Origin of the sequence: Hassallia byssoidea VB512170 (assembly GCF_000817785.2) — a bacterium.
GTDB lineage: Bacteria > Cyanobacteriota > Cyanobacteriia > Cyanobacteriales > Nostocaceae > Hassallia > Hassallia carrinoi.
Map to the genome: position 1 here is coordinate 93,694 of NZ_JTCM02000007.1, position 24,013 is coordinate 117,706.

Here is a 24,013-nt window from a genome sequence, read left to right on the forward strand (position 1 = left end):
TCACGAGGATTTCAAAATGAATATACCCGCAATTGCCGAACCAGAAGTTACAATTATTGTTGCTCCGAGAGAGCGTTTTAGCTACACTCGTGAATCTTTAGAAAGCATTTACCAAAATACAGAATATCCATTCAAATTAATTTATGTAGATGGGAATTCACCATCTGATATCCAGCGTCATCTCGAAGAACAAGCGCAAGAAAAACAATTTAAACTGATTCGTACCGATTACTACCTTTCCCCCAACCGCGCTAGAAATTTAGGCTTGCGTCAAGTCAACAGCAAATATGTTGTATTCATGGATAACGACGTAATAGTTACTCCAGGCTGGTTAAAAGCGTTAGTAAATTGTGCAGAAGAAACCAAAGCTACCGTAGTTAGTCCCTTAATTTGTCAGAACCTCCCACTACATTCAGAAGTGCATTGTGCGGGTGGAGAATCTGGGGTAAAAGTGGAAATAAAAGGCGATAAAACCAGACGCAAAATAATAGAAAAAATATATAAACAAGGACGAATGGTTGAGGATATTCTTCCTCAATTGCAACGGCAAAAAACTGGGCTTGCAGAGTTTCACTGCATGATTGTACGTACAGAAATATTCAAGCAAATCGGCGTGTTAGATGAAAAATTAATGAATACCAAAGAACACGTAGATTTGTGTATGCTTGTTACCGAAGCCGGTGGTTCGATTTATTTAGAACCCGAATCTTTGATTACATACGTACCGGGACCACCTTTAAAGTGGACAGATTTACACTTTTACATGTTGCGTTGGAGCGATGCGTGGGAATTGTCTAGCCTCAAACATTTACGCGACAAATGGAATTTAACTGAAGACGAGTACTTTCAAAAAAGGTACGACACTTTAGGAAGAAGACGGCGTGATACAATTATTGCTCCTTTAATTAAAAGTGTTTTTGGACGGAGAATTTACCGCGCTGAGAGCTTGTTAATGAAGTTGGATCGTGCGCTAAACCGTTATTTAAGCGATCGCTACGCCCGCAAACATCTCCAAAGTCTGCAAAATCAATCATCACAGCCTGTAAAGTCGGCGATCGCGGCTTCGCAAAGATAACGTATATGTGCATTCTTTACCGCAAGAGGTGAGAAATCTTGAAGCCAAATAATACCCTTAAATCTCAGCTATCTGAGGTTATTTATACACCCGAAAGTCTGCTCAAACATCCTTTAAAATTATTCCAACAAATGTGGCGAGATTTGTTAGCTTCTCGCGAACTTGCTCGACGCTTAATGATGCGGGATATCAGCGCTCAATATCGGCAATCATTTTTAGGAATAATTTGGGCTTTTTTACCGCCAATTTTCATGGCAACTGGATTTACTCTTGCTAGTAATGCCAATGTAATTAATGTTGGCAAAACTGATTTACCCTATCCAGCTTATGTCATGTTCAGCACTGCATTGTGGCAAACTTTTGTCGAAGCTTTAAACGGTCCAATACAAGCAGTGACAGTCGCAAAACCAATGTTAGCAAGAGTCAACTTTCCTAGAGAAGCATTGATTTTGGCAAAGATAGGCGAAGTTTTTTTTAACTTTGCTATCAAGCTGATTTTAATCGTAGCGTTGTTTATTTGGTTTCGCGTTTCCGTAAGCTGGACAGTAATTTTAACTCCAGTGGCATTAATTCATTTAGTTTTATTAGGGACATTTATCGGTATTTTATTAGCTCCATTCGGTGTTTTATATCAAGATGTATCTAAAGCGTTAACTTTATTTACAGGCTTTTGGTTGTTTTTAACTCCCGTAGTTTATCCAATTCCCAGCGCTGGAACTTTTGGGTTTTTAGTAAAGCTAAATCCCGTTACACCTTTATTAGTAACAGCGCGAGAGTTAGCCACTACAGGAGTAGTATCAGATCCTTGGCGATTTTGGATAGTAAGTGTAATTACTATAGTTGGTTTGCTGTTAACTTGGATTGGATTTCGTCTAGCTATGCCTTATGTGGTTGAAAGAGTGAGTTCTTAAAAATGACTAATTTTCTAGAACAAACCAAAGATACTGATGTAGTTATTTCGGTTGAAAACCTTTCTAAAAAGTTTTGTAGAGATTTAAAACGGTCTTTATTATATGGCGTTCAAGATATTGCCACTGAGTTAGTAGGAGCAAATAGAAAAAGTGAAACTCTTCGTCCAAAAGAATTTTGGGCACTGAATAATCTCAGCTTTCAACTGCGACGGGGAGAAGCACTAGGCTTAGTAGGTTCAAATGGAGCCGGTAAAAGTACGCTACTGAGAATAATTAGCGGTTTGATAAAACCTGATAGTGGCTGTGTGAAAGTTAGGGGAAAAGTAGCACCATTAATTGCATTAGGAGCCGGGTTTAATCCTATTCTCACCGGTCGAGAAAATATATATGCAAATATGTCAATTCTCGGTCTATCAACTAAAGAAATCGAAGAGAGATTTAAAGATGTGATAGATTTTGCCGAAATTGCCGATGCGATTGATGCGCCGGTACAAACTTATAGTTCTGGTATGGCTGCAAGACTGGGATTTGCTTGTGCAGTTCATATAGAACCAGATATTTTACTAATCGATGAAGTGCTTGCCGTAGGTGATATTAAATTTAAAATGAAATGTCATCGCCAGTTATCTAAAATGCGAGAAAAAGGTACAGCTTTTATATTAGTTTCTCATAACTCTCATAGCGTATTAAATATTTGTGAATCTTCCGTATATCTTTCTAAGGGTAAGTTAATCGCTTTTGGAAGTACTGAAGCCGTAATTCGTAAATATGAAGAAGACTTGTGTCTAATTGGCACAGAAAATGCTTTAGGTAAAATGGTTTTACCTGAAAAGCCAGAAAAAGAAAGTTTAGGTTTAGATATTGTTTCTCTTAGTTTTAAAGATGAACAACAAAAAGCAATAGACACGCTGCTTTCTGGTGAGTCTGCTTATTTATGCGTCGAATGCAAAGCTTATAAGGAGGTGAAAAATGCAAATCTCGGTCTTTTAGTGACAGCGCTATCAGGAGAAAATGGTCTGGTTTTATATTTAACATCCAGTAGTGACAATGAAGAACTAACTATACCTCCAGGAAAATCAGAAATCCAAATGTATATGCCTTACTGTTCTTTAATTCCTGGTGTATACAGTGCCAAAATCTACATTAGAAAAGGTGTTTACTCTTTTGATATTGTTGATTCTTTTAGATTCACTGTAAAAACAAACAAAACTATCAGTCGATGTTTATTTTATCAACCACGTAAATGGCAAGTTGTCAGGAAGGTAGATAATGCATAAAATTCAAGTTTCCAGGGTAATTCTACATATAGCACTTTAACGAGTAACCGACATGACTGTAATGGTTGTGAAAGCTAGTTGTTTTATTACATTGAAGTAAATAAAAATGGAAAAACTTGTTTCAGTAATAATACCCTGCTTTAATGCAGAAAGATGGATCGCAGAAGCAATTGATAGCTGTTTACGACAAACTTATCCAAACATCGAAATCATTGTAATTGATGATGGCTCAACTGACAAGTCTTTAGAGATTATCAAAAGTTATGGAAATAAAATTATCTGGGAAAGTCTGCCTCATCAAGGAGGAAATCATGCGAGAAATAGAGCTTTTGTTTTATCAAGAGGAGACTATATTCAGTATTTAGATGCGGATGACTATATTTTGCCGGAAAAAATAGAAAGGCAAGTTCGTTTTTTAGAGGAAACCGGCGCAGATGTTGTTTATGGTGATTGGAGACATCAACATCATTATAATGGAAGAAGTTTTTTGGATAAAATACAGGTTTCTAAAGCGCAAGTAGACATTTTAGAGTCATTACTAACAAATTGGTGGACAGCTGTTGCTTCTTTACTTTATAAAAGAAGCGCAGTAATAAATAGTGGTGGATGGGATGAAAGTTTCCTGGCTGCCCAAGATAGAGATTTTTTCATCTCAGTGGTAATCAATGATGCCAAAGTTGTATATCAACCAGGTTGCTATTCAGTTTATAGACGATACGGTAATGTAACAGTTTCTAGTTGGTCTGTAAGTTTATGGGTAAAAAGCCACTATTTAGTATTAGAAAAGGCAGAAAAAAAGCTATTAAACTTGAAAAAACTTTCTCTGAAGTATCGCTATGCTTTAGCTAAATCTTATTTCGATTTGGCTCGAGAATCTTTGTTTTTTGACTATTCACAATACTTACGATATTTAGAAAAAGCTTTAACTATCTTTCCTGATTTTAAGGGAAATAGTACAAAGGCAGTTTATAAATTTGCTCAAAATATTTGTGGCTTTCGGAGAGCCGAAAGAATTGCCTGTCGTATCTTCTTTGTCAGAAGAATTGTCAATTCAATTAGCGATCGCCTTTTTGACACAAAAGGCAAATTTGGTGTCACACCATAGCACAATCACGAACTTATGTCAAGCAAAAATCCCACGTTTCTGAAAAACTTGGGAATGTAATTACTTACGTATTTTTCCTATTTAAAATCTTAAACCGACACCACCCTGCACGGAAAGAGCAGTACCCCCACCATCGCGGTAAGCATCAAAGGCAATGATCGCATTACCAAAAATCACCGTGTTACTATTCGGTACGACGTAATCAACTCCCGGTTGCAAAGCAAAGCTGATTTTATTACCCACAGGTGAAGGTGTATCACCACCTGCCAGCACCAAACCAGCACCCAAATAAGCGTCAGTTTGCCAGTTTAGGGGCAAATCGTAAGAAACTGTGGGCACAACCGCTGTGCTTTGACCAACTAAAGCTTGTGCGCGAAAAGAAACAGGAGTTTCTAGAAGCTTGTAGCGGAAAGCAAGAACTCCCCCAATTTGACCACCGTCTGAAAGACCAACAGTCGGACCGACACCGACATAGCTACCATAAGCTACTTGAGCTTGTGCTGGTTGGGCAAAACTCACAAATGAACTAGCCAGAACTACTGACACTAAATACGGAAGATGCTTCATTTTCCGACTCCTCATATCACTTTAGATTATCGATGTTCAGTTTGATATTGACAAGCCTTGTTTGAAAAATAGCTACCTGACTCAAGGAAAGCTAGGCATAGTACAATTAATTTCCTAAGGTTAACACTCCTAAAGGCATATCTACTAACAAATGACGAGTTTTTAACCACTGACGACTAAGTAAAACTTCTGACACCCCTTGTCCTACATGAACAGGAATGTCAAATTCATTTTCATCAATTCGGACTTTTCCAGCATAGATATCAAATTTAACTTCTCCTCTTGCCATTCGCATATCTCGTTCACCAACACGAGTCCAATCAAGTCCTTGTAAGTCTTGTTCATCAATTACCAGCCAGCCAGAGAAGCCTGTATCTAGCATTACATCAATTGGCAGTTCTAATTCATCACCAGCAATCAGTTCAATCTCGAAAAACAACTCATCTCTTTCACCAAACCAGCCCTCAATCATATTGTTCCAGATACCCCAGTCTCATTAATCTGGAAGAGATAAAAAGGAGCGTTAGGGTGCTTTTGACGACACATATTCATAACCGCAATTTCATCTTTATCAATGAAATAATCTCCACTATTCGGTTCAACAGTTATGTACCAGTTGTAGTGAGTTTTAATTAACTCTGGTTGAACCTTGTCAAAAATCGGTTTGCAGCGTTGATAAAATGCCTCACGTTCAGCTTGTCGTTTGGCTTTCTGTTCTTCCGTCCACTGAATTTCTGGGAATATTCTTCCTCGTCGTGCTGTGCGCGTTGGTTTTGCTTCGGTCATTGTTGTTTTATCAGCGTGTCTATTCTTTAATTTTTGCGTATTTTGGCTTTGTCTGCGCGTGGCGATCGCAGATATTTATTTCTTCCTTTATGATTGAAGCGATCGCTCTTTAACTTTTCCTATTTATCCAATCTTCCCCACCAGCTAATTGAGCTAGATAATCATCCATAATCGCTGGTAATTCTTTTGCCGAATAAGTATATGTTAAGGCAAGAAATCTAGTTGTTGTAGTTAAAATCTGCTTTCTATCCAGAATTGCTGATAGTTGAGAGCGAGTATATTTTCCGTGAAAAACTTCCAGACTTGCATCAGCTATAGCATCTTCAATTACTTCCTCTTCTATAAACGTTTCCCATTCATCTTTATTGATGTAGTAAGATGTTTTATTCTCTTTGATATTTAACTTTTTAATTTCTCTGATTGAATTGCGAATAGAATTTACCCAAGAACCAGTTAATCGCTGTTCTATTTGGTTTTTTATCAAATGAATCAACAGAATGTTTAAATAAGATTGAATATTACGCAGAATAGCTTGTTTACTCATGCCCTCTAATTCATCAAGAATTACTAAAGCATCTGCGTATCTTCCTTCCAGGATACTATTTCTTAGTTCGATTAATTCTTGTGTCATTTGTATTACCTGCAAGACTTAACGGTGATAATCTAAATTTAACACTTGGAAGTCCCTATAAAAGCTAGTTGATAACAATAAGTTGAATTACTTAAGACTTACCCAAAGAAACCCGGTTTTTAGGAAAAATCGTTGGTTTTACAACTAAATTTGGACGAATAAACCGGGTTTATGGCTGTTGCGTGCGTAAGTCCCGTTACTAACGCATTACAAACCCAAACAGTAGCGAACCGCAGCTTCTACTTCCAGCATCTTGATATCTGACATCTTACCACCTGGGTCAGCAGGAAAGCGATTTGGGTCTAAAGAACGAACTTGAAAACACAGGAAAACAGTTTCTATAGATAACCCACTATCACTTGGAGAAACTCTTACATTTGTTGGATAATCGCGCTTAATATTTGTTCCTTTTGTACCCACTACTACAGTTACAACCAAAGGTAATTGATTTATAGTGTCTATAGATAACACCAAAACGGGTCGGGTTCCTGCCTGTTCTCTACCCTGTACGGGATTAAGATTAACAAAATAAATTTGTCCCCGCTCAATGCTCACAGTTTTTCTAAACCATCCATTTCAGTAACAGTAAATTCATCGTTGATAGAAGTAATTTCTCTTTGTATATCTAAATCGCTAGCCATTGCAGCTAACTGCTCATCCATATATTTTTTCTCAATAAATTTATATGCTATTAGCTTCTTTTCTTGCACTTGTCTTTTAATACGTTCTAGAAGCCACTCTTGTTCTTCTAAAGACAAAGTACGGATTGAACGCTCTATTTCTAGTAAATGTGGTGATATCATATTGCCTTTGTGCCAACAACAGCCGATTTCATAAACATATTGTAGTTAACAAGACTGAGAATTCGCTCTTTACTCGTTTTAACTCACCCAAATACAACTTGACGGGAAATATCGATTGGGGTTTGTTCTGTAAGTCCAACCTACAGGATAAAGTTTACTATATAGCAAAACACCATAGTTTGAGGATTCATAGCAAGAGATGAGGCAAGTAATTATGTATAAAGATGAGGATAACTATTGGGTTGTGGAATGCCCAAGCCTGAAGGGATGTGTTAGCCAGGGTAAAACACAAGAAGAAGCGTTGTCAAATATTAAGGAAGCTATAACAGGCTACATTGCTGCTTTGGAAGAAGACGGTTTGCCTGTTCCAGAAGAAAATTTTGTATCTTTGCTAAGGAGCGATCGCCCTACAATGAATAAGGCAGCAAATCAGAGTAATCTTAAAATATAACCCAATCAATTTGGCAATCCTATGAGTTGGCAAGAGCGAATCGTGATTAACCCAGAGATTCTGGTCGGTAAACCCACTATTAAGGGGACACGCAAGGCTTGTAGAATTTATCATTGAGCTGCTGGCAGAAGGATGTGCAAAATGCAGATATTTTGAGAAACTATCCAGGCTTAACGGTTGAAGATATCCAGGCTTGTTTAAGCTATGCCAGTATAATGTTGAAAGCTGAAAAAGTTTACCTATTACAGGTTTAAGTTGCTATTCATCCTCACTCATACCGAGTGTTTGTTGTGCAGCGTGTCTGATGTGCAGAATGCGGACAGTCAAGATATTTTCACCTTCCACAATGGTAAAAAGGATACGGTATGAGTTACGTCCTTGACCGTAGAGAAGTTGCCGAATTTCGTTGCTGAAATATTCATTCTCTCGTGCTATGGGACAACGCTTTGGCATTGTCGATAAAGATTCGATTGCTTTGAGCAACCCTGCATACCACTGGCTTGCGCTATGTTCAGATGTGATTTGAGATATCCTTAGAAATGCACCATCCGCCTCAGCTTCAGCCACACTGGAAATTTCAATGCGGTATTTCATGAATCGGTTGGCAGATTATACTTGCGACGTTGTTCTTCGGCAAACTCATCAAAAGAACGGAACCGCGCTGCCTCAAAATCATCCAACCCACGCTGGATACCCTCAATAGCTTCTTGCGAGTCTTGCGCTTCCCACTCCAAAACGCTAGCCAGCATTTGGGCTGCAACAATACTTACATCCTGTCCGCTTTGTGCAGCTTTTTCACGAAGTCGCGCTTCGACTTCCGGACTGAGAGAAATTACTATGGTCATAGACTTGCTTCCTTTAATATCAAGCCTCTGCACGTCATTCTAACAGAGCTAGATAACAATTGTTTGCTGTTTGAATGAAGGCGATCGTCGCACTTTGCACAAACACAAAGAGCGAGTATTGCACTTAATCTAAACTTGAAACCATATTGTTGTGTATCGATAAACTAAATTAACACTCTACAGCTTACCAAAACCGAAGTCGCAACAAATTTTACTCGTTTTTATCGAAAGTCGATTGCTGAATTTGGGATTCAAGGTCTTGTTCCCACTGATTATTATCTGGGTCAATGGTAATCATACGTCCCGATGCTTTGGAACGATCTATATATAGATGAAACGCTTCTAAATCTTCTCGGTGAGTCAAAACATATTGACGTAACTCGTCAATACTCATTGCGTCATAATTTGCCGTTGTCATGCCTCGTAACCTCCTGTTGGTTTAATCTCAAAGTCGAGGTTGTCTCCAGCTAACACGTATAGATTCCCAGTACGCTCATCTGTTCTGACAATTTCAACGCTTCTATACTGCCACCCAGGATAGATAACATTTGTTAATCGATAGCATAGCCGATAAAGCCCTTGGGCTTGTTTATCTGTGGGTTCCATACTCCTAAAAGTTTAACTTACACACCTGATAATAGCGGCTTTGAGTATCGCATTTAGCCGCAGGGATTACGAGTGCGATACTCTTACAGAGTCACTCCGTGAACGCATTATTCCCTCAAATACCAAAAGCGCAGAGAAAGCAATCCTATTTATATACATCAATATCATCAAGCATTCTCAGTATATCCTGCTTGCTATATTGAATTTCCGCATTCTCAGGAATTTCTTTGGATAATAATTTCAAGGTTCTGTTTACTGAAAGTATTATATTAGCATTTCCATCAGTTACATTATAATTACCTACTCCTTCCTTATTGAAAGAGTTTTCTATAAGTTGAAATTTGCAAAAACCTGTTTTGGCAGGAACAATTGATGGTAAAGGTTTATTCATGCTAGTGTCATATTCATAATGAGTTAGAGTTTGATTTTCAACTTCCAATGTATTTAAATTTACAGACGCGAAATAATCATCTGCTTTTTGATAATAGTCATAAGATTGTTCATTATACTCTAGGGTTTGATCGGTTAAATTAAAAACACATTTTGGAAAATACATCCAAGTCTTTCTCCGAGAATTATTTGGATCTATAGAATAGGTACCGTCGCCAATAAAAGTCATTGTGCCTCTACTAGCTCTTCCATAGTAAATAACTAACCCGTTCTTTTTAAAAAGTTTGAAAGCATGGAAAGAACGAATATAAGGATTGTATTCTGGTGGAAAGTTCTTATCCTTATTTTTGTCAACTATACTAAAGTAAGCTGGATCTGGCATGAATGTAGAAATTGTAGGCAAGCTAAATGGTTCCTTTACAAAATAGAACTCATTTCCATAGCTGTCTTGCCATACACTTCTGTACTCTGTTGTATCCACTTCTATTAATGGCTCAGAGTTAATAGCCTGTTCTTTGCTAGACTCACAGCCAAAACTTAAGATCATGACTGTGATGATATTGATGACAAATATAATTCTTCTAGAAATTAGTCCCATTGTTTTATTTATCAACTCCGTAAAAAGCTTCACTAGATAATTAGATATCACAGAGCTTACATAGCTCAAGCTCATCGTATACGAGCAGGGACGATACCTCGTTTAGTAGAGATACGGAATTTAAATAGTTAAAACTAAAATGTATCTCAGTATAATTAGTCGCCTCCTGAAAGCCTAACCACAAGCACTTATACTCTCAAAGGTAACTTTGGATCGGGAGAGCGATCGCACTTTGCACAGACACCAAGAGCGCGTATTGCAATTTATCTAAACTTAAAACCGTAGGTTGATTTAAGCAAAACGCAACCTAATCGTATTATTTTGTTAGGTGTTGGTTCGTTTTACCCAATTTACAATTCTATAACCAAGCTTTTAAGTCATAGCCTCGGCTTCCAGAAGAATGTTCTATAAATTCATAGTCTACAGGGTATAAAGGATGCATTAGTTCTAATAGATTTCCTGTATTTACTTCTCAGACAACTGAATGAGCAATCAGTTTTGCAGCTTTAGGAAAAAATGTAATGACGTAGCCTGAAACCTGTATGAGATTTTTGTTGATTGAAGCGTATTTACGAGCTGTCGTATGGCAGAGATCATCCTTCAAATCATCAGGCTGTTGATAGGCATGATTTTCAGGTAGGGCAATCCTTCTAGAAAAATTGCAGCTATTAAGAGCAGATAAAATTTCCTGGAGTTCGCTTTTACTCAGTTTCTCTGTAGCAAAATCATTACTTCTATAAATATCGATATTTCTGAATTTCATAAAATTTCACTAGTAGGGTATTTGAATAAAATCTTAACTTTATCCTTACTCAGACAAATTAGCCGTATTTTTACTGATAACGTTTAATTTATCTTACGTCAACATAGTGGAGTAAACGAGCAACCATAGAGGGTAGCTAATGAGCGACAACGAGTTTCAAGAATACATGGATATAGTCTCAAAATCTATCGAAGTAGCTAAAAGACTTAAAGAACGACTCAATAATGGTACTCCATATCTAGAAAATACGGATGAAGATTTGTCTGGCTTAGACCTATCTTGCCTGAACCTTTCCAAGTTTGACTTTAGCAATGCCAATCTTTCAAAAACGAACTTGACAGCATCAATTCTACAAGAAGCTTCTTTGCAAGATGTGAACCTCACTGAAGCAAATTTGCGAGGTTCTGATTGTAGAAAAGCTGTTCTGAGCGGAGCAAATCTTACAAAAGCAAATCTTTCTGGAGCAGATTTAAGAGGTGCTATTCTTTCAAGAGCAAGTTGGTTGGAGCCATTTGAAACAGAAACAGGAGATTTAAACTCTACAGAACGCACAGGAGAAAGGACAATCCTAAACGGTGCTGATCTGACAGGTGCTGATTTAACAGAAGCTGATCTTCAAGATGCCGACCTATCAGAAGCTAATCTCTCTGGAGCTAACCTCTACAAAGCTAATTTGGAGAGGGCAAACCTCAAAAATGCTAATTTGGAGCAGGCAAACCTTGAAGGAGCTGTTCTTCGGGGAAGTAATTTAGAAGGTGCTTGGCTCTACAAAGCAAACCTTACAGACGTAGATCTAATGCTAATTGTACCGAGAAAAGAAGACATGGATGAGCAAACTTCATTGCCTAAACCAGCTAATCTGGCAAAAGCCGTTCTCCGAGAAGCTAATCTAAGACGGGCAAAAATGAGAGGTTGTAATCTTAAAAATGCAATTTTAGTGAAAGCCAACTTAACGGAGACAGACCTCACAGGATCTGATGTCACAGGAGCAGATTTCAAAGGTGCAATCCTGATTAAAACTAACATTAATAATATTTTTTCTTCGTCAAATCATCCAGGATTTGACATTTTTACTGAACTTACTTTATCTAATGGCAAAATTGTTAGCTCTAGATCATTCGTAAGAGATTAAGGCAAGCTGGGAAAGACAGCATAATTGGTGTTATTTCACACTAATCCAAAATTATTCTGTGGGTAGATGTGTAGAGACGCGATCGCTCACGTCTCCACAAATACCTAAACGCTCATCTCTAACATCCGCTGCATCGGACGCAACGCTGCTAACCGTATCTCTTCAGACATTGTAATTTCCGGCGCCCGATTCTTCATCGCCAAATACAACTTCTCCAGCGTATTCAACCGCATAAACGGACACTCGTTACAATTACAATTATTCATCGGCGGTGCGGGAATAAACTGTTTGTGCGGTGCTAATTTTTGCATTTGGTGGATGATTCCTGGCTCTGTAGCCACGATGAATTCTTTTGTTGGACTTTCTTGACAATATTTGAGTAAAGCCGCTGTAGAGCCAATAAAACTGGCGTGGCGCAATACGGAAGTTTCACATTCTGGGTGGGCGATCGCCTCTGCTTGGGGATGTGCTATTTTTAACTGCACCATCTTCTTCTCAGAAAAGGTTTCATGCACTATACAGCTTCCTTGCCACAGTACCAAGTCTCGCTTTGTTTGTTCCATCACATACCGTCCCAAGTTGCGATCGGGAGCAAAAATAATCGGTTGCTCTTTCGGTATCTGCTGCACTATCTTCACAGCATTGGAACTGGTGCAGATAATATCGCTCATCGCCTTAATTTCGGCGGAACAGTTGATGTAAGAAATCACCAAATGTCCGGGATGCGCTGCTTTAAAGTCTGCAAAATCCTGCGGTGGACAACTATCAGCTAAAGAACAACCAGCAGTCAAATCTGGTAAAAGTACCAATTTGTCAGGATTGAGAATCTTTGCCGTTTCTGCCATGAAGTGAACACCAGCAAAGACAATTACATCAGCATGAGTTTTCGCTGCTGCATTTGCCAGTTGTAGTGAATCGCCAATAAAGTCTGCGATATCCTGAATATCTGGCTCTTGATAATAATGTGCCAGAATTACGGCGTTGAGTTCTTTTTTCAGACTCTCAATCGCGGCAAATAAATCGCGTGGTAATGCACCCAGTTGGGTGTTGTCTCGTTGAGCAAGTGCAGTGGTAAACACAGTTAGGAGTTGCTAAAAGATGCAAGTAATTGTCTTGTGGAATCAATTATAGTAGTTTTTACCAAAAATAGGAGACGGTTAATCCTCCTTCTTTGGGATTGTGTCAAAATCAGCTTGAGTTTCCTATGCTGGAAGAAGATGGCAAGGAAGATGGCATGAGCAGTCAGAAAAAAACAAGCATGGTGAAAATAGCTGTAGTCGGAGATGTTCACGACCAATGGGAAGAAGAAGATGGAATTGCGCTGAAACATCTGGGTATTGACTTAGTGCTGTTTGTCGGCGATTTTGGTAACGAGTCGGTAAATGTGGTAAAAGCGATCGCTTCCCTTGACATCCCCAAAGCTGCGGTGATGGGAAACCACGATGCATGGTACTCGGCAACAGATTGGGGACGCAGAAAGTGTCCCTACGATCGCACTAAAGAAGATTGGGTACAGCAACAACTCGATTTATTGGGTAAAATTCATGTCGGTTACAGCAAGCTGGATTTTCCCGAATTAAATTTATCTGTGGTGGGGAGTCGTCCCTTTAGCTGGGGTGGACCGCAGTGGAAAAATAATGATTTTTACGAAGAACGGTATGGAGTGACGAGTTTTAAAGAATCTTGCGATCGCATTGTCGCCGCAGCAAATAGCGCCGCTTATGAGACAATTATTTTTATCGGTCACAATGGACCCGTTGGTTTAGGCGATCGTCCTGAAGACCCTTGTGGTAAAGATTGGGAACCGAAAGGTGGAGACTTTGGCGATCCAGATTTTACCGAGGCGATCGCTTCTGTTCGCGCTGCTGGAAAAAGCATTCCTCTGGTAACATTTGGTCACATGCACCACAGTCTGCGACACACAAAGAAAATGCTGCGAAAGTCGCTTGTAGCCACAGAAAACACGATTTATTTAAATGCAGCGAGCGTGCCGAGAATTGTACAAAATAATAGCGATCGCTTGCGTAATTTCTCGATAGTCACCTTGAAAGCAGGTGTTGTTTCCCAAGTCTCTTTAGTTTGGGTTGGCAAAGATTTCACCGTCGCTTCAGAAGAAATTTTATATGAACAACCCAATCAAGTAGTGCAAACTGCGTAAATGAGATATAGTATGATATGTCTGTCTTAGCTGACAGTCTACCTGGAGAGGTGGCAGAGTGGTCGATTGCGTCCGACTTGAAATCGGATGATGTGAAAGCATCCGGGAGTTCGAATCTCCCCTTCTCCGTTTTTAGGTGAGGGATTCAGTTTGTATACGTAGGACAGAAGCATAAAAGCAAGCAGCAAATTGAGTAAAGCACCAATCCTAAGATTTCCCCATCAGTCAAGATGGGATTATACCTCTTGCATAAATATTTATTTGCCTCACGCATTCGCCTTTAGGCGTTCCCGCAGGGTAGGCGCAAAGAAGAGTGCGAAAAGAACGACTTTTGCAAGAAGTCTATTGTATATGCAGGTGATCGCTTTAAGCAGTCAACGAGGGAAATTATTTTTGCAGAAGATTAATGACTCCACTCTCTTCACTTATTGAGCGAGCTTTATTTAAGGTTGATTTTAAAAAATCCGTGTTTTCCACCAAGGAGTATTTTTAATTTCATTTTCCAAATTTCTGATTTCTTGTTGAAGATTTCTTACTTCACTTAACATTGACTTTTTATAAAAAATAGTGATTGCTAGCTTGAAATCTTCTATTGCTTCTTTATTTTTTCCTTGTTTTTTACGAATAGAACCACGTTTTACATATGCAAAAGCATAATTGGGATCAATTTGTATGGCTTGATTATAGTCTTGAATTGCTCCTTTGAAATCTCTTTGCAGACTGCGACTATTACCTCTTTTAAAGTATGCATCAACAGATTCAGATTGATTTTTAATAACTAAAGTATAATCTGCAATAGCACCATTGTAATCCTTAAGAATAGCACGAGCGTCAGCACGGCTTAATAAGCAAGGTACATCATTAGGACGAATCTTGATAACTTGAGTAAAATCTGCAATTGCTTGATGATAATTTTCGTTTGCTAAATAAGCATTAGCTCTATATAAGTGTGCATCGGCTAAATTATAGTTCTTTTCTATAATGTAAGTAAAATCTTTTATTGCTTCTTTATAGTCTTTTAAATCAATAAATATGGAACCTCTGATAAAGTAAGCATCAAATTTTCGTTGATCCAATCTAATTACTTGCGTGTAGTCTGATAAAGCACATTTGTACTCTTTAATCTCAATATATATCCTTCCTCTTCTTTCATAAATCTCTATTTCATTTGGTTTTATGGTAATACATTGTGTATAATCGGAAATAGCACCATCATAATTTTTTTGTGCAGCTAAAAGATGCCCTCTATTACAATAAGCCTCAAAATGCTCAGGATTAATTATGATTGTCTGTGAGTAATCAGTAATAGCTCCTCGGTAGTCATGAACGTCAGAGCGAATACATCCCCTTAAAAAATACGCTTCATCCCATTCAGGGTTAATTTCTATTGCTTTAGAAAAATCTTCAATGGCTTCTTGATACTCACGAGCATCAAAATAAATACAACCCCTTAAGAAATATGCTTCGGAATATTGAGGGTTGATTTCTATTGCTTTGGAAAAATCTTCAAGTGCCTCTGTATACTGTTCATTTTCAAGCCTCTCAACCCCTCTTTTAAAAAAATCCTCATCGCTTTTGAATATATCAATAAACCCTAAAAATCCTCCTGTTATTCCTTTGGTTGCATAACCAACTACGGAACCTACTCCAGATGCTACACTTTCAACTATAGAACCTATACTTCTTGCTGCATTTTTAACTGAAGACTCTCCTTTTGCACCAGCCAAAACTCCTCCGGCTATAGCTACAGGTATTGCAATTGGGCCTGTCAAACCTAAAGCACCTATTGCACACAATGCTCCTACACCACCTGCTACTGCCCCTACTTTGTTACTACTAGTAAATTCATTTAATATACATTCTTCAGCAACATCTACAACAAATTCTTCTATACTCATTTATCCTCCAATCTTATCCAGAAAAATTTTGATTTAAAATAATGCCTATTGCGAGCATTTATGTACTTTATAAATAGTAATAGCATTTTGATTATTTTCCATTTGTGGAAACTCTGAAGTTTTATAAAAAAGTTCTTCAACTTCAAGTAAATGTTGAAAATTAAGTAAGTATAAATTCGGTGACAACAACTCAAAATAATAAACCTTTACTTGGTATTACCTCATAAAAATAGTTGAATTACTGCCATGAATAGCTTGTAATTTTTATACAATTAATGGCAATAATTAATCCTGGGTACTCTTACGTAAACTTGAAAATTACGTGATAATACATAACATAATTTGGCTGGTAAATCTTAAAATCTCTATTTGCTGGTAATAGTGGGAATTTTGCACAATCTATGTAATTCACATCCAACAAACAATTTAGCGATCGCACAGACAAATAATTTGCGCGATCGCTCCCTCTCCCCTCCCAGCTTGCATTCTGCTAGCATAAAGTATAAATCCTGCTTGGAGGTCAACCAATGGCTACCCTTTATGTAAGAAATTTACCCGATGATTTGTATGCAAAGCTGCAAGAGTTAGCTGCATCTCAGCACCGTTCAATAAATGCTCAAGTTATCACTTTGTTAGAACAAGTCTTGACAACTCAAGCACAAGAAACAGAAGAACAAAAGCGACAAAATGTCCCAAAAGTTTTAGAGGAAATTCGTCAACGTCGTGAAAATCGTCGGACTGATATCGAATGGCTCGATAGCACTGCTATGATCCGAGAAGACCGCGATAGATGACTACTCCTTTTAGGTGTGTCGTGGATGCTAATGTAGGCATTAAGCAATTCATCCCCGACCCGCTAACCCCTAAAGTTAATCAACTGTTTGCTCACCTGAGCAATCCACAAACACAAATCTTTGTCCCAGACCTATTTTACATTGAGTGTGGCAACATCCTTTGGAAGTATGTGCGTGCTGGACTTTATGCTGTTGCTGATGTCCCAGCAGATTTAGCTAGTCTCAAAGCTTTTCCCTTGCGTGTCGTCTCCACTGCTGATTTAATGGCAGATGCTGTAAGTATTGCTTTGGCTCATGGGATTTCGGCTTATGATGCTTCTTATGTTGCGCTTTCACAACAAGTTAATGCTACTTTGCTGACTCTTGATCAAAAGCTTGTTAAGGCTTTAGCTACTACTTCTTACGATGTTGTCTCGTTTAATGATTTTGAGGTTCCGCTCTTGTCCTGAATTTAAACGCCGATCAATTAGAATACATAAAACAACCAAATGAACAATCTTAACCACGATTATCATCGACGCGATGAAATTGTTTTTGGTGAGCGTATAAATTGGGATGAAGATTTAGGTGGTGCAGAGCGTTTCCACAACTTGTCTTTGAATCAGCTAGAGAAGTTGTTAAAAGAGGGATTTGCTAACCCACAGGAAAAACAAAACTTTTCTCCCACAATTGAACAGTTCTACGAATTTGGCAAAAAGTGTCTTGCCAGAGGTTATAATCCAGTCTTTATTGGATATGCAATTTCCCCCGATCGAGAAGATTACCGAACCAGCATTGAGGGAATTGAAGTAAGGATAGAGACGGAACTAATTGAATCTCGAATTGATTTTAATCTCAGAGATAAGTTTGAGAAATTTGCAGAAAGCGCTGATGAAACAGAGATAAATTTTAGTGTGCTGTATGCTTGGTGGGATTAACTAGCAACGCGCTTACTCCTCGATTACTTCAACCAAATCCTCAATCATCACATCAAACAAACGGGCTAATTTCTGGATTGCCGTAAAGTCAACGCTTCCCATCCCAGGCGATCGTGCATAGGCTCTTACGGTACTATACACTAATCCGGAACGGTCAGACACTTCTTTCAACGTCCAACCCTTTTCATCAGCAAATTCTCTAATTTTTAACCTAACAAGCCCCATTTTGCGCTTGACAAGTGATACTTTATTGTCGTTTAATAATTGTAAGCTATAAAACGATCGCCTTAAGTCGTAGAAAACAAGAAAGGCGATCGCATTATTCATATTCCGTAAACGGGATGGAATTTTCGTCCAAATCCGCTCACAGGTCTATTTTATGTTATCATCACTCAAGCCAAAAACGCTCGTCATCCGCGAATGAAAAATTGTTCACAAATCGTCCATTCGCCACTTCATCAAAGCGATTTGTCACAGAATCGGCGTTGAAATCATGTTTAATATCAATCAGTGAAGATATTTATCTAGTGGAATGAGAAGCGATATATAAATTACGATTAGTTGCCTACTCCCGTACTACCTCCACTAAGTCCTCAATCATCACATCAAACGTGCGGGCTAACTTCTGGATTGCTGTGAAGTCAACAGTTTCTAATCCAGGCGATCGCGCATATGTTCTCAGGGTGCTGTAGACCACGCCGGAACGGTCAGATACTTCTTTTATCGTCCAACCCTTCTGTGCAGCAAATTCTCGAACGCGCAGCCTAATCATTCCCATAATTTACTTGACAATTGATTTATATGAGTCTTTAATAATTGTAGTCTATAAAACGATCGCCCCCCGGCGTAGTCAACACTAAAGCGCGATCGCGAAAGTTCAAATCCCCTAAACAAGATGGAATTTTCGGACAAATCCGCTCACAGGTTTACTTTATGTTATCATCACTCAAACCAATAGCGATAAAGGGCGATCGCCATAAAAATTCTTACAAGATAGCCTAGTCCTCAACGACTTCAACTAAATCCTCAATCATCACATCAAAGGTGCGAGCTAATTTCTGGATTGCAGTAAAGTCAACCATTGACATCCCAGGCGAACGGGCATAGGTTCTCAAAGTACTGTACACCACGCCGGAACGATCTGACACTTCCTTAATTGTCCAGCCTTTCTCAGCAGCAAGTTCTCTAATGCGTAGCCTAATTACTCCCATTCCCTATTGACGATTGACTATCTTTAGTCGTTTAATTATACTATAGTATAAAACGATCGCCTTTTGGCGTAGGAAACTGAAAGGCGATCGCTAGTTCAGAAAAACCATATTTCGTCAAACGAGAATCCCTTAAATCAAGAGGTATTTCATTAATCAAGAGGTATCTCATTAAAACGTGAGGTTTACTTTATGTTATCATCACTCAAGCCAAAAGCGATAGTCATCCGTGAATCAAAAATAGTACACAAATCGTCGATTCGCCACAACAGCTCGCGATTTGTCACAGAAGAAGCAGTGACAATCATGTTTAACATTAACTTTGAAGATATTTATGTAGTGGAATGCTGGCGATATATAGTTTACGTCCACGCCAAGGGAGTGAGTAAATTTGTCAGCTACGCTGATTTTCCGCCAATAATAGGAGTAGAGCCACCCACCACAGCCGACTTCATCAAATGGCGCAAGCGTTGGAAAAAGCAAAATGAACAAGGAAGAAGAAGCAAAGCGCCTGAGTTGTGGGTGAAATTTTTTCTAAACGAATTTTGGCGATCGCCCTCAGAAGCTGTGTTGTACACTTGGGGCAAATTGGTCGCGTTAATTAAATTTGCGTTTCATGAAGAAAGATTGCAGGAACTGCGAGACAGCTATCGCCAACAGAGTAAGTGGTTAGTCGTTAGTAGTTAGTCGTTAGTGGTTAGTCGTTAGTAGTTAGTCGTTAGTGGAAAAACAACCATCAACCAACAACCAACAACCATCAACCAACAACTATCAACCAACAACTATCAACTAGCTTTCTTCAGCTTTGTTCGACGCACGCGCTGCACGCGCTTCGGCTGAAGCCATTACCTCGTCCATATTCTCCAGAATTTCGCCTGGGAAGTTTTCCAAAACTCTGGTAGAAAGAGCAACGCGACCTTTACCTTCATCCAAGTCAATAATTACAGCTTTAACGTCCTGACCGACTTGAAAGACTTTTTCTAGATTGTCAATAAATTTTTGGCTTACCTGCTTAATGTGGAGTAAGGCACTAATACCTGACAAATCAACAAACACGCCAAAAGGCTTGATACCAGTAACTTTACCTTCGACCAACTGACCATTAGTCAACATACTGAAGCCGGCAGAACGAGTCGCCAAGCGCTGAGAAAGTATGAGCTTATTATTACTGCGATCAATTTCTAAAAAGCCAGTAGTTAAAGTTTGACCTTTAAGAGCTTCTAAATTATCACGCTCAACCAAGTGCGATCGCGGAATAAATCCCCGCAAACCTAGCAAATCAACGGTGACACCACCTTTATTCACGCCCATTACCCGCACTTGTACCGTCTGGCTATTTTCCTGCATTTGCACCAGCCGTTCCCAGATGTGCTTAATTTCCAGTTGTTTCCGAGACAGGGTAACTTGACCTTCTGCATCCTGTTCTCGGATAATTATAAATTCCAGTTCTTCTTGTAGCGGCAACACCTCCGACAAATTGGTTACTGCTCTCAAAGAAGCCTCATCGCGGGGGATAAAAGCTGACGATTTGCCGCCAATATCGACATATGCTCCATCATGGTCAAGCTGGAACACTTTACCGTGTACCACCTGTCCCTTTTGAAACTGATAGTCGTGTTTTTCCAGTGCTTTGGCAAAATCGTCCATTGTGAATGACGAGTTGGCTTTTTGAGAAAGTTTCGCTTCGGAATTCATGATCTTTTCAGATAAATTGCTATATAGAGCTGATGCCACTGGAGTTTTATTAACCGCCAAACAACGTCCACTTAACAACTCAGTAGTAGTTATGCGTGCAGTCAGGCGGTTCTTTGGTGAGCGAATCGCGAATTGCAACGCGAAGATGCCAATTGCAAGGCGTTTGTTTCTACACCGCCAGCTGGCTGTCAAACAGTTGTTTCACCTGCTCCCAAGCATCAGCCGCCGATGAAGGATTATAGCTGGCGCGATGGTTACAGAAAAATCCGTGGTCAGCTCCATCGTAGCGAAACACACGATGCTCGATTTTATATTTTTCTAACTCTGCCTCTATTTGATCTACCTGCTCTTGAGGAATGCTGGCATCTTCCTTGCCAAAAAAAGCATATAATGTGCCTTTGATATCTGGAGTGAGGGTAAGGGTGGGAGCGCCGCCTCCAGGTGTGCGGCTGGTAATGCCTGCGCCGTAGAATGAAGCGGTAGCTTTAATATCTGGTAAAGTAGAGGTGAGATATGCTACATGACCGCCAAAGCAAAAGCCAATACACCCAAAACCATCTTTTTTCACTTTGGGGAGGGTTTTGAGGTAGTCAATCGCCGTTTGAACATCGCTCAGTAACTCTGATGCTTTAGTTTGCATCGCATAGTTTCTGCCAGTTTCAATATCTTCTGGGGTATAGCCAGTTTCAAAACCTGGAGCGATACGTTGAAAAATTGCTGGGGCGATCGCTACATATCCAAGTTTGGCGATACGTTCTGTAACTTCGCGAATATGGGCGTTGACACCAAAAATTTCTTGCAATACCACAATACCTGGGTAGGAACCTGGTTCTTGTGGTTGTGCCAGATAAGCCTCTATTTCTAGATTGCCTTGGGAAAGCTTAACCGTTTTGGTATCGATTGCTTGAATCATAATTATTTTTACTCATGCTTTGTAATTATCAGATATAACTATGCCAGGATCTCAACTTCATCTCAACAAGTCGCTTTCTTCTCCTTCTCCTGTCACGCCTACGCTGCGCGAACACGCGGACGCGATCGCGCACTTATTTTGGCGACGACGCTTGGACGCTTGATTAAAAATTAAAAATGAGAAATAAAGAATAATTTTCTTCCCCAATACCCAGTTTTCCTTTGCTCCCCCTCCTATACCTTCCGAGGGAAACGCTCAATGAAATTGTGCGCGCTGCCTCACCAGTCCCAAGTTTAAATCAAACTACCAATTAGGAATTATTGACTGCATAAGAAATTTCCACGCCTATCAATTCCATGTACGAATAAAATATTTGACAAGTAGCATATGCAGCTGGTCGCATACCACTACTAGCACATGAAGGAGGTTTGGTGATGATTCAATTCCGTATTCAGCCAGACAGTGAAATTCCCGCATCAACCCAGCTGTTTAATCAAATCCGGTTTGCGATCGCTTCCCGGCAATATCCACCTGGGTACAAATTGCCAAGCACGCGAGCGCTGGCAATGCAGACGGGGTTACATCGCAATACGATCAGCAAAGTTTACCGCCAGTTAGAAGAAGAGGGATTTGTCGAAAGTCTCGCTGGTTCCGGAATTTACGTCCGCGCTCAAGGTCATGAAGGCGGAAGTCGGCTGAAATCGCCAATTCTCAAGCAACATCCCGAAGCATACAAAGTTGTCCAACTAGCAATGGATGAACTGCTTTCTCAAGGCTGCTCGCTCAATCAAGCTCGTGAGATATTCTTGGCAGAAATTGATTGGCGCTTGCGTTGTAGTGCGCGGGTACTAGTGGCGGCTCCATCTCAAGATATTGGTGCTGGCGAGTTAATGATGTATGAATTAGAACAATCCCTGAAAATACCAGTACAGTTGGTAGCGATGGAAAATTTAATTACAGTGTTAGACCAAACATCCTCTGCCACTGTGGTTACAAGTCGGTATTTTATCGCGGAAGTGGAAGCGATCGCTGCCCCGAAAACTGTGCGAGTCATTCCCCTAGATATCTACGACTACGCCAAAGAAATCAATTTGGTGAGAACCCTACCAAAAGATAGCTGTGTGGGCATAGTCAGCCTCAGTTCTGGCATTCTCCGCGCCACAGAAGTGATCATCCACGGCTTTCGGGGAGATGAACTACTCGTGATGACTTCTCAACCAAAAGATGCCTACAAACTTCAAGCGCTCGTTAAACGTGCCGAAGTGATTTTTAGCAGCGATCAAGTCAGTTTTTCCGCAGTCCAAGCCGCAGTCCAAGCCGCTCAAGAGGACATTATTCGTCCACCTAAACTGATTCGCAGTGAAAATTACATTGGTACTAAATCGATTAACTTGCTCAAAAGAGAACTGGGTTTGGGGTAAGCTTACCAAGTCACGCCGTTAGGCGTAAGCAGTTGGTTAAATAAGTATTCACAAGCGCGGGAAAAAACTAGCTATTACCCATTACCCATTACCCATTACCCCTTATTTCAAAAACTCTCGCACCAGCCGTAAATAAGTTGGTGCGTCTTCCAACATCGGGAAATGAGCAGTACGCTTAATCAGGGCATATTCTACTTTATCGTTTAATGCCGCTGCTTGATGCCCCATCTGAGCGGGTATAATTTTGTCATATTCCCCCGCCACCAGCAAGGTAGGAACTGTCACTTTCGCGAATTCATCGGGCATTAACTCAGATGCCGCCTTGCTTACAGAAGTAAAAATTGTGCCTAAGGCAGCATCATAATCTGCTAGCAAAAAATCTTGCAAAAAAGCCTGACGTTCCGCCGCTGGTATGGGACGATGTAAAAATCGCGCCATAAACATTCGGTCAACAAATGGTATTTTTCCTAACCATTTGGGACGGAATTTAACTACGTAACCACCGAATTTATGAAAGGCTGCAAACGCTTTTTCATCGTACTCAAAAATGCCGCTACAAGTCAAAATTGCTCGTTCTACTCGTTGGGGGTAGCGGTTGAGAAATAAAGTAGCAATTGAGGCGCCCATTGAATGAGCATTAATATAAACCTGCTGTAGTTGCAACTTATCTAGCAACACTTTCAAGTCGTCAGCATATTCTTCTAATTCATAAGTTAACTCAGCGATCGCCCGATCTTCTTCTTCTACTGACTGCGACTCAACTGACTCAACCACAGATTCACTTGCTTTAGCTACAATTGGTTGTCCACCGGAACGCCCAAAACCGCGCAAATCATAAAGCAAACAATCAAATTTATCTGATAAAGCATGAGCGGTGCTTTGCCAATACCTAGCCGAACCCGCCCAACCATGAATAAAAACCATCACTGGTTTCACCTGCGAACCAGATAATTTTTTTATCCACTCGTAATAGTGTTCAACACCCCGAACATTAATGTAAGGCATTTGTCAAAAGTCAAAAGTCAAAAGTCAAAAGTCAAAAGTCAAAAGTTAAAAGTCAAGAGCCCTT

At 39.6% G+C, this 24,013-nt stretch carries 35 protein-coding genes and 1 tRNA gene; 16 read left to right on the forward strand and 20 right to left on the reverse strand.

Annotated elements, in window-relative coordinates:
* Positions 1-16: 16 nt before the first annotated feature.
* From PI95_RS05740 to PI95_RS05755, 4 genes are all read left to right on the forward strand, one after another.
* A complete protein-coding gene (locus PI95_RS05740; protein WP_039753656.1) occupies positions 17-1,075 on the forward strand; it encodes a glycosyltransferase family 2 protein in 1,059 nt (352 codons plus the stop codon).
* A 38-nt stretch (positions 1,076-1,113) separates the two neighbouring features.
* A complete protein-coding gene (locus tag PI95_RS05745) occupies positions 1,114-1,986 on the forward strand; it encodes an ABC transporter permease (protein WP_039753654.1) in 873 nt (290 codons plus the stop codon).
* Between the two features lie 2 nt (positions 1,987-1,988).
* Positions 1,989-3,263, forward strand: coding sequence for an ABC transporter ATP-binding protein (locus tag PI95_RS05750; RefSeq protein ID WP_039753653.1), 1,275 nt, complete (start codon positions 1,989-1,991; stop codon positions 3,261-3,263).
* 106 nt (positions 3,264-3,369) lie between these two features.
* Complete coding sequence (locus tag PI95_RS05755) at positions 3,370-4,368, forward strand: glycosyltransferase family 2 protein (protein WP_039753651.1); 999 nt, start codon at positions 3,370-3,372, stop codon at positions 4,366-4,368.
* Between the two features lie 81 nt (positions 4,369-4,449).
* On the opposite strand, the gene PI95_RS05760 is transcribed toward PI95_RS05755, so the two are convergent.
* The 6 genes from PI95_RS05760 to PI95_RS05785 all read right to left on the reverse strand — a co-directional run bounded on the left by PI95_RS05760 (position 4,450) and on the right by PI95_RS05785 (position 7,155).
* The gene (locus PI95_RS05760) at positions 4,450-4,935 is read right to left on the reverse strand and encodes a hypothetical protein (RefSeq protein ID WP_039753649.1); all 486 of its coding nucleotides are present in this window, start codon (positions 4,933-4,935) and stop codon (positions 4,450-4,452) included.
* 106 nt (positions 4,936-5,041) lie between these two features.
* Entirely contained in the window at positions 5,042-5,407 is a 366-nt protein-coding gene (locus PI95_RS05765; RefSeq protein ID WP_039753647.1) for an aspartyl protease, read from the reverse strand.
* Positions 5,404-5,721, reverse strand: coding sequence for a hypothetical protein (locus tag PI95_RS05770; protein ID WP_039753645.1), 318 nt, complete (start codon positions 5,719-5,721; stop codon positions 5,404-5,406). The genes PI95_RS05765 and PI95_RS05770 overlap by 4 nt, the downstream gene beginning before the upstream one ends.
* Positions 5,722-5,830: 109 nt before the next feature.
* The gene (locus PI95_RS05775; protein WP_039753644.1) at positions 5,831-6,352 is read right to left on the reverse strand and encodes a DUF29 family protein; all 522 of its coding nucleotides are present in this window, start codon (positions 6,350-6,352) and stop codon (positions 5,831-5,833) included.
* Between the two features lie 207 nt (positions 6,353-6,559).
* Positions 6,560-6,907, reverse strand: coding sequence for a type II toxin-antitoxin system PemK/MazF family toxin (locus tag PI95_RS05780; protein WP_039753642.1), 348 nt, complete (start codon positions 6,905-6,907; stop codon positions 6,560-6,562).
* A complete protein-coding gene (locus tag PI95_RS05785; RefSeq protein ID WP_039753641.1) occupies positions 6,904-7,155 on the reverse strand; it encodes a hypothetical protein in 252 nt (83 codons plus the stop codon). The genes PI95_RS05780 and PI95_RS05785 overlap by 4 nt, the downstream gene beginning before the upstream one ends.
* Before the next feature lie 199 nt (positions 7,156-7,354).
* On the opposite strand from PI95_RS05785, the gene PI95_RS05790 reads away from it, so the two are divergent.
* From PI95_RS05790 to PI95_RS36675, 3 genes are read left to right on the forward strand one after another with little or no spacing between them, the layout of a single operon-like run.
* Positions 7,355-7,606, forward strand: a complete 252-nt coding sequence (locus tag PI95_RS05790) for a type II toxin-antitoxin system HicB family antitoxin (RefSeq protein WP_052325848.1) — start codon at positions 7,355-7,357, stop codon at positions 7,604-7,606.
* 21 nt (positions 7,607-7,627) lie between these two features.
* Complete coding sequence (locus PI95_RS36670) at positions 7,628-7,723, forward strand: DUF433 domain-containing protein (RefSeq protein WP_268896657.1); 96 nt, start codon at positions 7,628-7,630, stop codon at positions 7,721-7,723.
* 17 nt (positions 7,724-7,740) lie between these two features.
* Positions 7,741-7,860, forward strand: a complete 120-nt coding sequence (locus PI95_RS36675; protein WP_336507025.1) for a DUF433 domain-containing protein — start codon at positions 7,741-7,743, stop codon at positions 7,858-7,860.
* A gap of 4 nt (positions 7,861-7,864) precedes the next feature.
* Here the strand turns inward: PI95_RS36675 and PI95_RS05800 are convergent, their stop codons facing one another.
* From PI95_RS05800 to PI95_RS05825, 6 genes are all read right to left on the reverse strand, one after another.
* Positions 7,865-8,200, reverse strand: coding sequence for a type II toxin-antitoxin system RelE/ParE family toxin (locus PI95_RS05800; RefSeq protein WP_039753640.1), 336 nt, complete (start codon positions 8,198-8,200; stop codon positions 7,865-7,867).
* Complete coding sequence (locus PI95_RS05805; RefSeq protein ID WP_039753638.1) at positions 8,197-8,451, reverse strand: hypothetical protein; 255 nt, start codon at positions 8,449-8,451, stop codon at positions 8,197-8,199. The genes PI95_RS05800 and PI95_RS05805 overlap by 4 nt, the downstream gene beginning before the upstream one ends.
* 211 nt (positions 8,452-8,662) lie before the next feature.
* Positions 8,663-8,869 (reverse strand): DUF6887 family protein, encoded by a 207-nt coding sequence (locus tag PI95_RS05810; protein WP_039753636.1) that lies wholly within the window; start codon positions 8,867-8,869, stop codon positions 8,663-8,665.
* Positions 8,866-9,057, reverse strand: a complete 192-nt coding sequence (locus PI95_RS05815) for a DUF6888 family protein (protein WP_039753634.1) — start codon at positions 9,055-9,057, stop codon at positions 8,866-8,868. Before PI95_RS05815 ends, PI95_RS05810 begins: the two co-directional genes overlap by 4 nt.
* Before the next feature lie 145 nt (positions 9,058-9,202).
* Positions 9,203-10,045, reverse strand: coding sequence for a hypothetical protein (locus PI95_RS05820; RefSeq protein ID WP_163518641.1), 843 nt, complete (start codon positions 10,043-10,045; stop codon positions 9,203-9,205).
* Between the two features lie 472 nt (positions 10,046-10,517).
* Entirely contained in the window at positions 10,518-10,808 is a 291-nt protein-coding gene (locus tag PI95_RS05825; protein ID WP_039753631.1) for a hypothetical protein, read from the reverse strand.
* A 139-nt stretch (positions 10,809-10,947) separates the two neighbouring features.
* Here PI95_RS05825 and PI95_RS05830 point away from each other — a divergent pair, with 139 nt between their 5' ends.
* On the forward strand, positions 10,948-11,940 hold the full coding sequence (locus PI95_RS05830) for a pentapeptide repeat-containing protein (RefSeq protein WP_052325847.1): 993 nt from the start codon (positions 10,948-10,950) through the stop codon (positions 11,938-11,940).
* A 104-nt stretch (positions 11,941-12,044) separates the two neighbouring features.
* On the opposite strand, the gene nadA is transcribed toward PI95_RS05830, so the two are convergent.
* Complete coding sequence (gene nadA / locus PI95_RS05835; RefSeq protein ID WP_039753630.1) at positions 12,045-13,019, reverse strand: quinolinate synthase NadA; 975 nt, start codon at positions 13,017-13,019, stop codon at positions 12,045-12,047.
* Between the two features lie 125 nt (positions 13,020-13,144).
* On the opposite strand from nadA, the gene PI95_RS05840 reads away from it, so the two are divergent.
* On the forward strand, positions 13,145-14,098 hold the full coding sequence (locus PI95_RS05840; protein ID WP_236116946.1) for a TIGR04168 family protein: 954 nt from the start codon (positions 13,145-13,147) through the stop codon (positions 14,096-14,098).
* 44 nt (positions 14,099-14,142) lie between these two features.
* Positions 14,143-14,227 (forward strand) — tRNA-Ser (locus tag PI95_RS05845).
* Between the two features lie 326 nt (positions 14,228-14,553).
* Here PI95_RS05845 and PI95_RS05850 read toward each other — a convergent pair.
* Positions 14,554-15,996: a tetratricopeptide repeat protein gene (locus PI95_RS05850; RefSeq protein ID WP_052325846.1), complete on the reverse strand. Its 1,443-nt coding sequence runs from the start codon at positions 15,994-15,996 to the stop codon at positions 14,554-14,556.
* Positions 15,997-16,523: 527 nt separating this feature from the next.
* On the opposite strand from PI95_RS05850, the gene PI95_RS05855 reads away from it, so the two are divergent.
* Genes PI95_RS05855 through PI95_RS05865 form a run of 3 tightly spaced genes read left to right on the forward strand, consistent with a single transcriptional unit; the run spans position 16,524 to position 17,707 of the window.
* Complete coding sequence (locus PI95_RS05855) at positions 16,524-16,790, forward strand: FitA-like ribbon-helix-helix domain-containing protein (protein WP_039753629.1); 267 nt, start codon at positions 16,524-16,526, stop codon at positions 16,788-16,790.
* A complete protein-coding gene (locus tag PI95_RS05860; protein ID WP_039753628.1) occupies positions 16,787-17,239 on the forward strand; it encodes a type II toxin-antitoxin system VapC family toxin in 453 nt (150 codons plus the stop codon). Before PI95_RS05855 ends, PI95_RS05860 begins: the two co-directional genes overlap by 4 nt.
* 39 nt (positions 17,240-17,278) lie before the next feature.
* Positions 17,279-17,707 (forward strand): hypothetical protein, encoded by a 429-nt coding sequence (locus tag PI95_RS05865; protein WP_039753627.1) that lies wholly within the window; start codon positions 17,279-17,281, stop codon positions 17,705-17,707.
* Positions 17,708-17,719: 12 nt separating this feature from the next.
* On the opposite strand, the gene PI95_RS05870 is transcribed toward PI95_RS05865, so the two are convergent.
* From PI95_RS05870 to PI95_RS05880, 3 genes are all read right to left on the reverse strand, one after another.
* Entirely contained in the window at positions 17,720-17,932 is a 213-nt protein-coding gene (locus tag PI95_RS05870) for a helix-turn-helix domain-containing protein (protein ID WP_039754232.1), read from the reverse strand.
* 340 nt (positions 17,933-18,272) lie between these two features.
* Positions 18,273-18,485, reverse strand: a complete 213-nt coding sequence (locus PI95_RS05875; protein WP_039753625.1) for a helix-turn-helix domain-containing protein — start codon at positions 18,483-18,485, stop codon at positions 18,273-18,275.
* Between the two features lie 220 nt (positions 18,486-18,705).
* On the reverse strand, positions 18,706-18,918 hold the full coding sequence (locus PI95_RS05880; RefSeq protein WP_039753623.1) for a helix-turn-helix domain-containing protein: 213 nt from the start codon (positions 18,916-18,918) through the stop codon (positions 18,706-18,708).
* Positions 18,919-19,107: 189 nt separating this feature from the next.
* Between PI95_RS05880 and PI95_RS05885 the strand changes: the two genes are divergently transcribed.
* Positions 19,108-19,602, forward strand: coding sequence for a hypothetical protein (locus PI95_RS05885; protein WP_039753622.1), 495 nt, complete (start codon positions 19,108-19,110; stop codon positions 19,600-19,602).
* A 102-nt stretch (positions 19,603-19,704) separates the two neighbouring features.
* On the opposite strand, the gene PI95_RS05890 is transcribed toward PI95_RS05885, so the two are convergent.
* Together PI95_RS05890 and PI95_RS05895 are read right to left on the reverse strand one after the other, a co-directional pair.
* The gene (locus PI95_RS05890) at positions 19,705-20,610 is read right to left on the reverse strand and encodes a S1 RNA-binding domain-containing protein (RefSeq protein ID WP_039754231.1); all 906 of its coding nucleotides are present in this window, start codon (positions 20,608-20,610) and stop codon (positions 19,705-19,707) included.
* A gap of 169 nt (positions 20,611-20,779) precedes the next feature.
* Complete coding sequence (locus PI95_RS05895; RefSeq protein WP_039753620.1) at positions 20,780-21,523, reverse strand: dienelactone hydrolase family protein; 744 nt, start codon at positions 21,521-21,523, stop codon at positions 20,780-20,782.
* Between the two features lie 40 nt (positions 21,524-21,563).
* Between PI95_RS05895 and PI95_RS36680 the strand changes: the two genes are divergently transcribed.
* Both PI95_RS36680 and PI95_RS05900 read left to right on the forward strand, forming a co-directional pair.
* Positions 21,564-21,686 carry a hypothetical protein gene (locus PI95_RS36680; RefSeq protein WP_268896663.1) on the forward strand — a complete coding sequence of 41 codons (123 nt, stop codon included), beginning with the start codon at positions 21,564-21,566 and terminating at the stop codon, positions 21,684-21,686.
* A gap of 271 nt (positions 21,687-21,957) precedes the next feature.
* Positions 21,958-22,944, forward strand: coding sequence for a GntR family transcriptional regulator (locus tag PI95_RS05900; RefSeq protein ID WP_039753618.1), 987 nt, complete (start codon positions 21,958-21,960; stop codon positions 22,942-22,944).
* A gap of 102 nt (positions 22,945-23,046) precedes the next feature.
* Here the strand turns inward: PI95_RS05900 and PI95_RS05905 are convergent, their stop codons facing one another.
* Positions 23,047-23,949 carry an alpha/beta fold hydrolase gene (locus tag PI95_RS05905; protein ID WP_039753617.1) on the reverse strand — a complete coding sequence of 301 codons (903 nt, stop codon included), beginning with the start codon at positions 23,947-23,949 and terminating at the stop codon, positions 23,047-23,049.
* Positions 23,950-24,013: the final 64 nt, after the last annotated feature.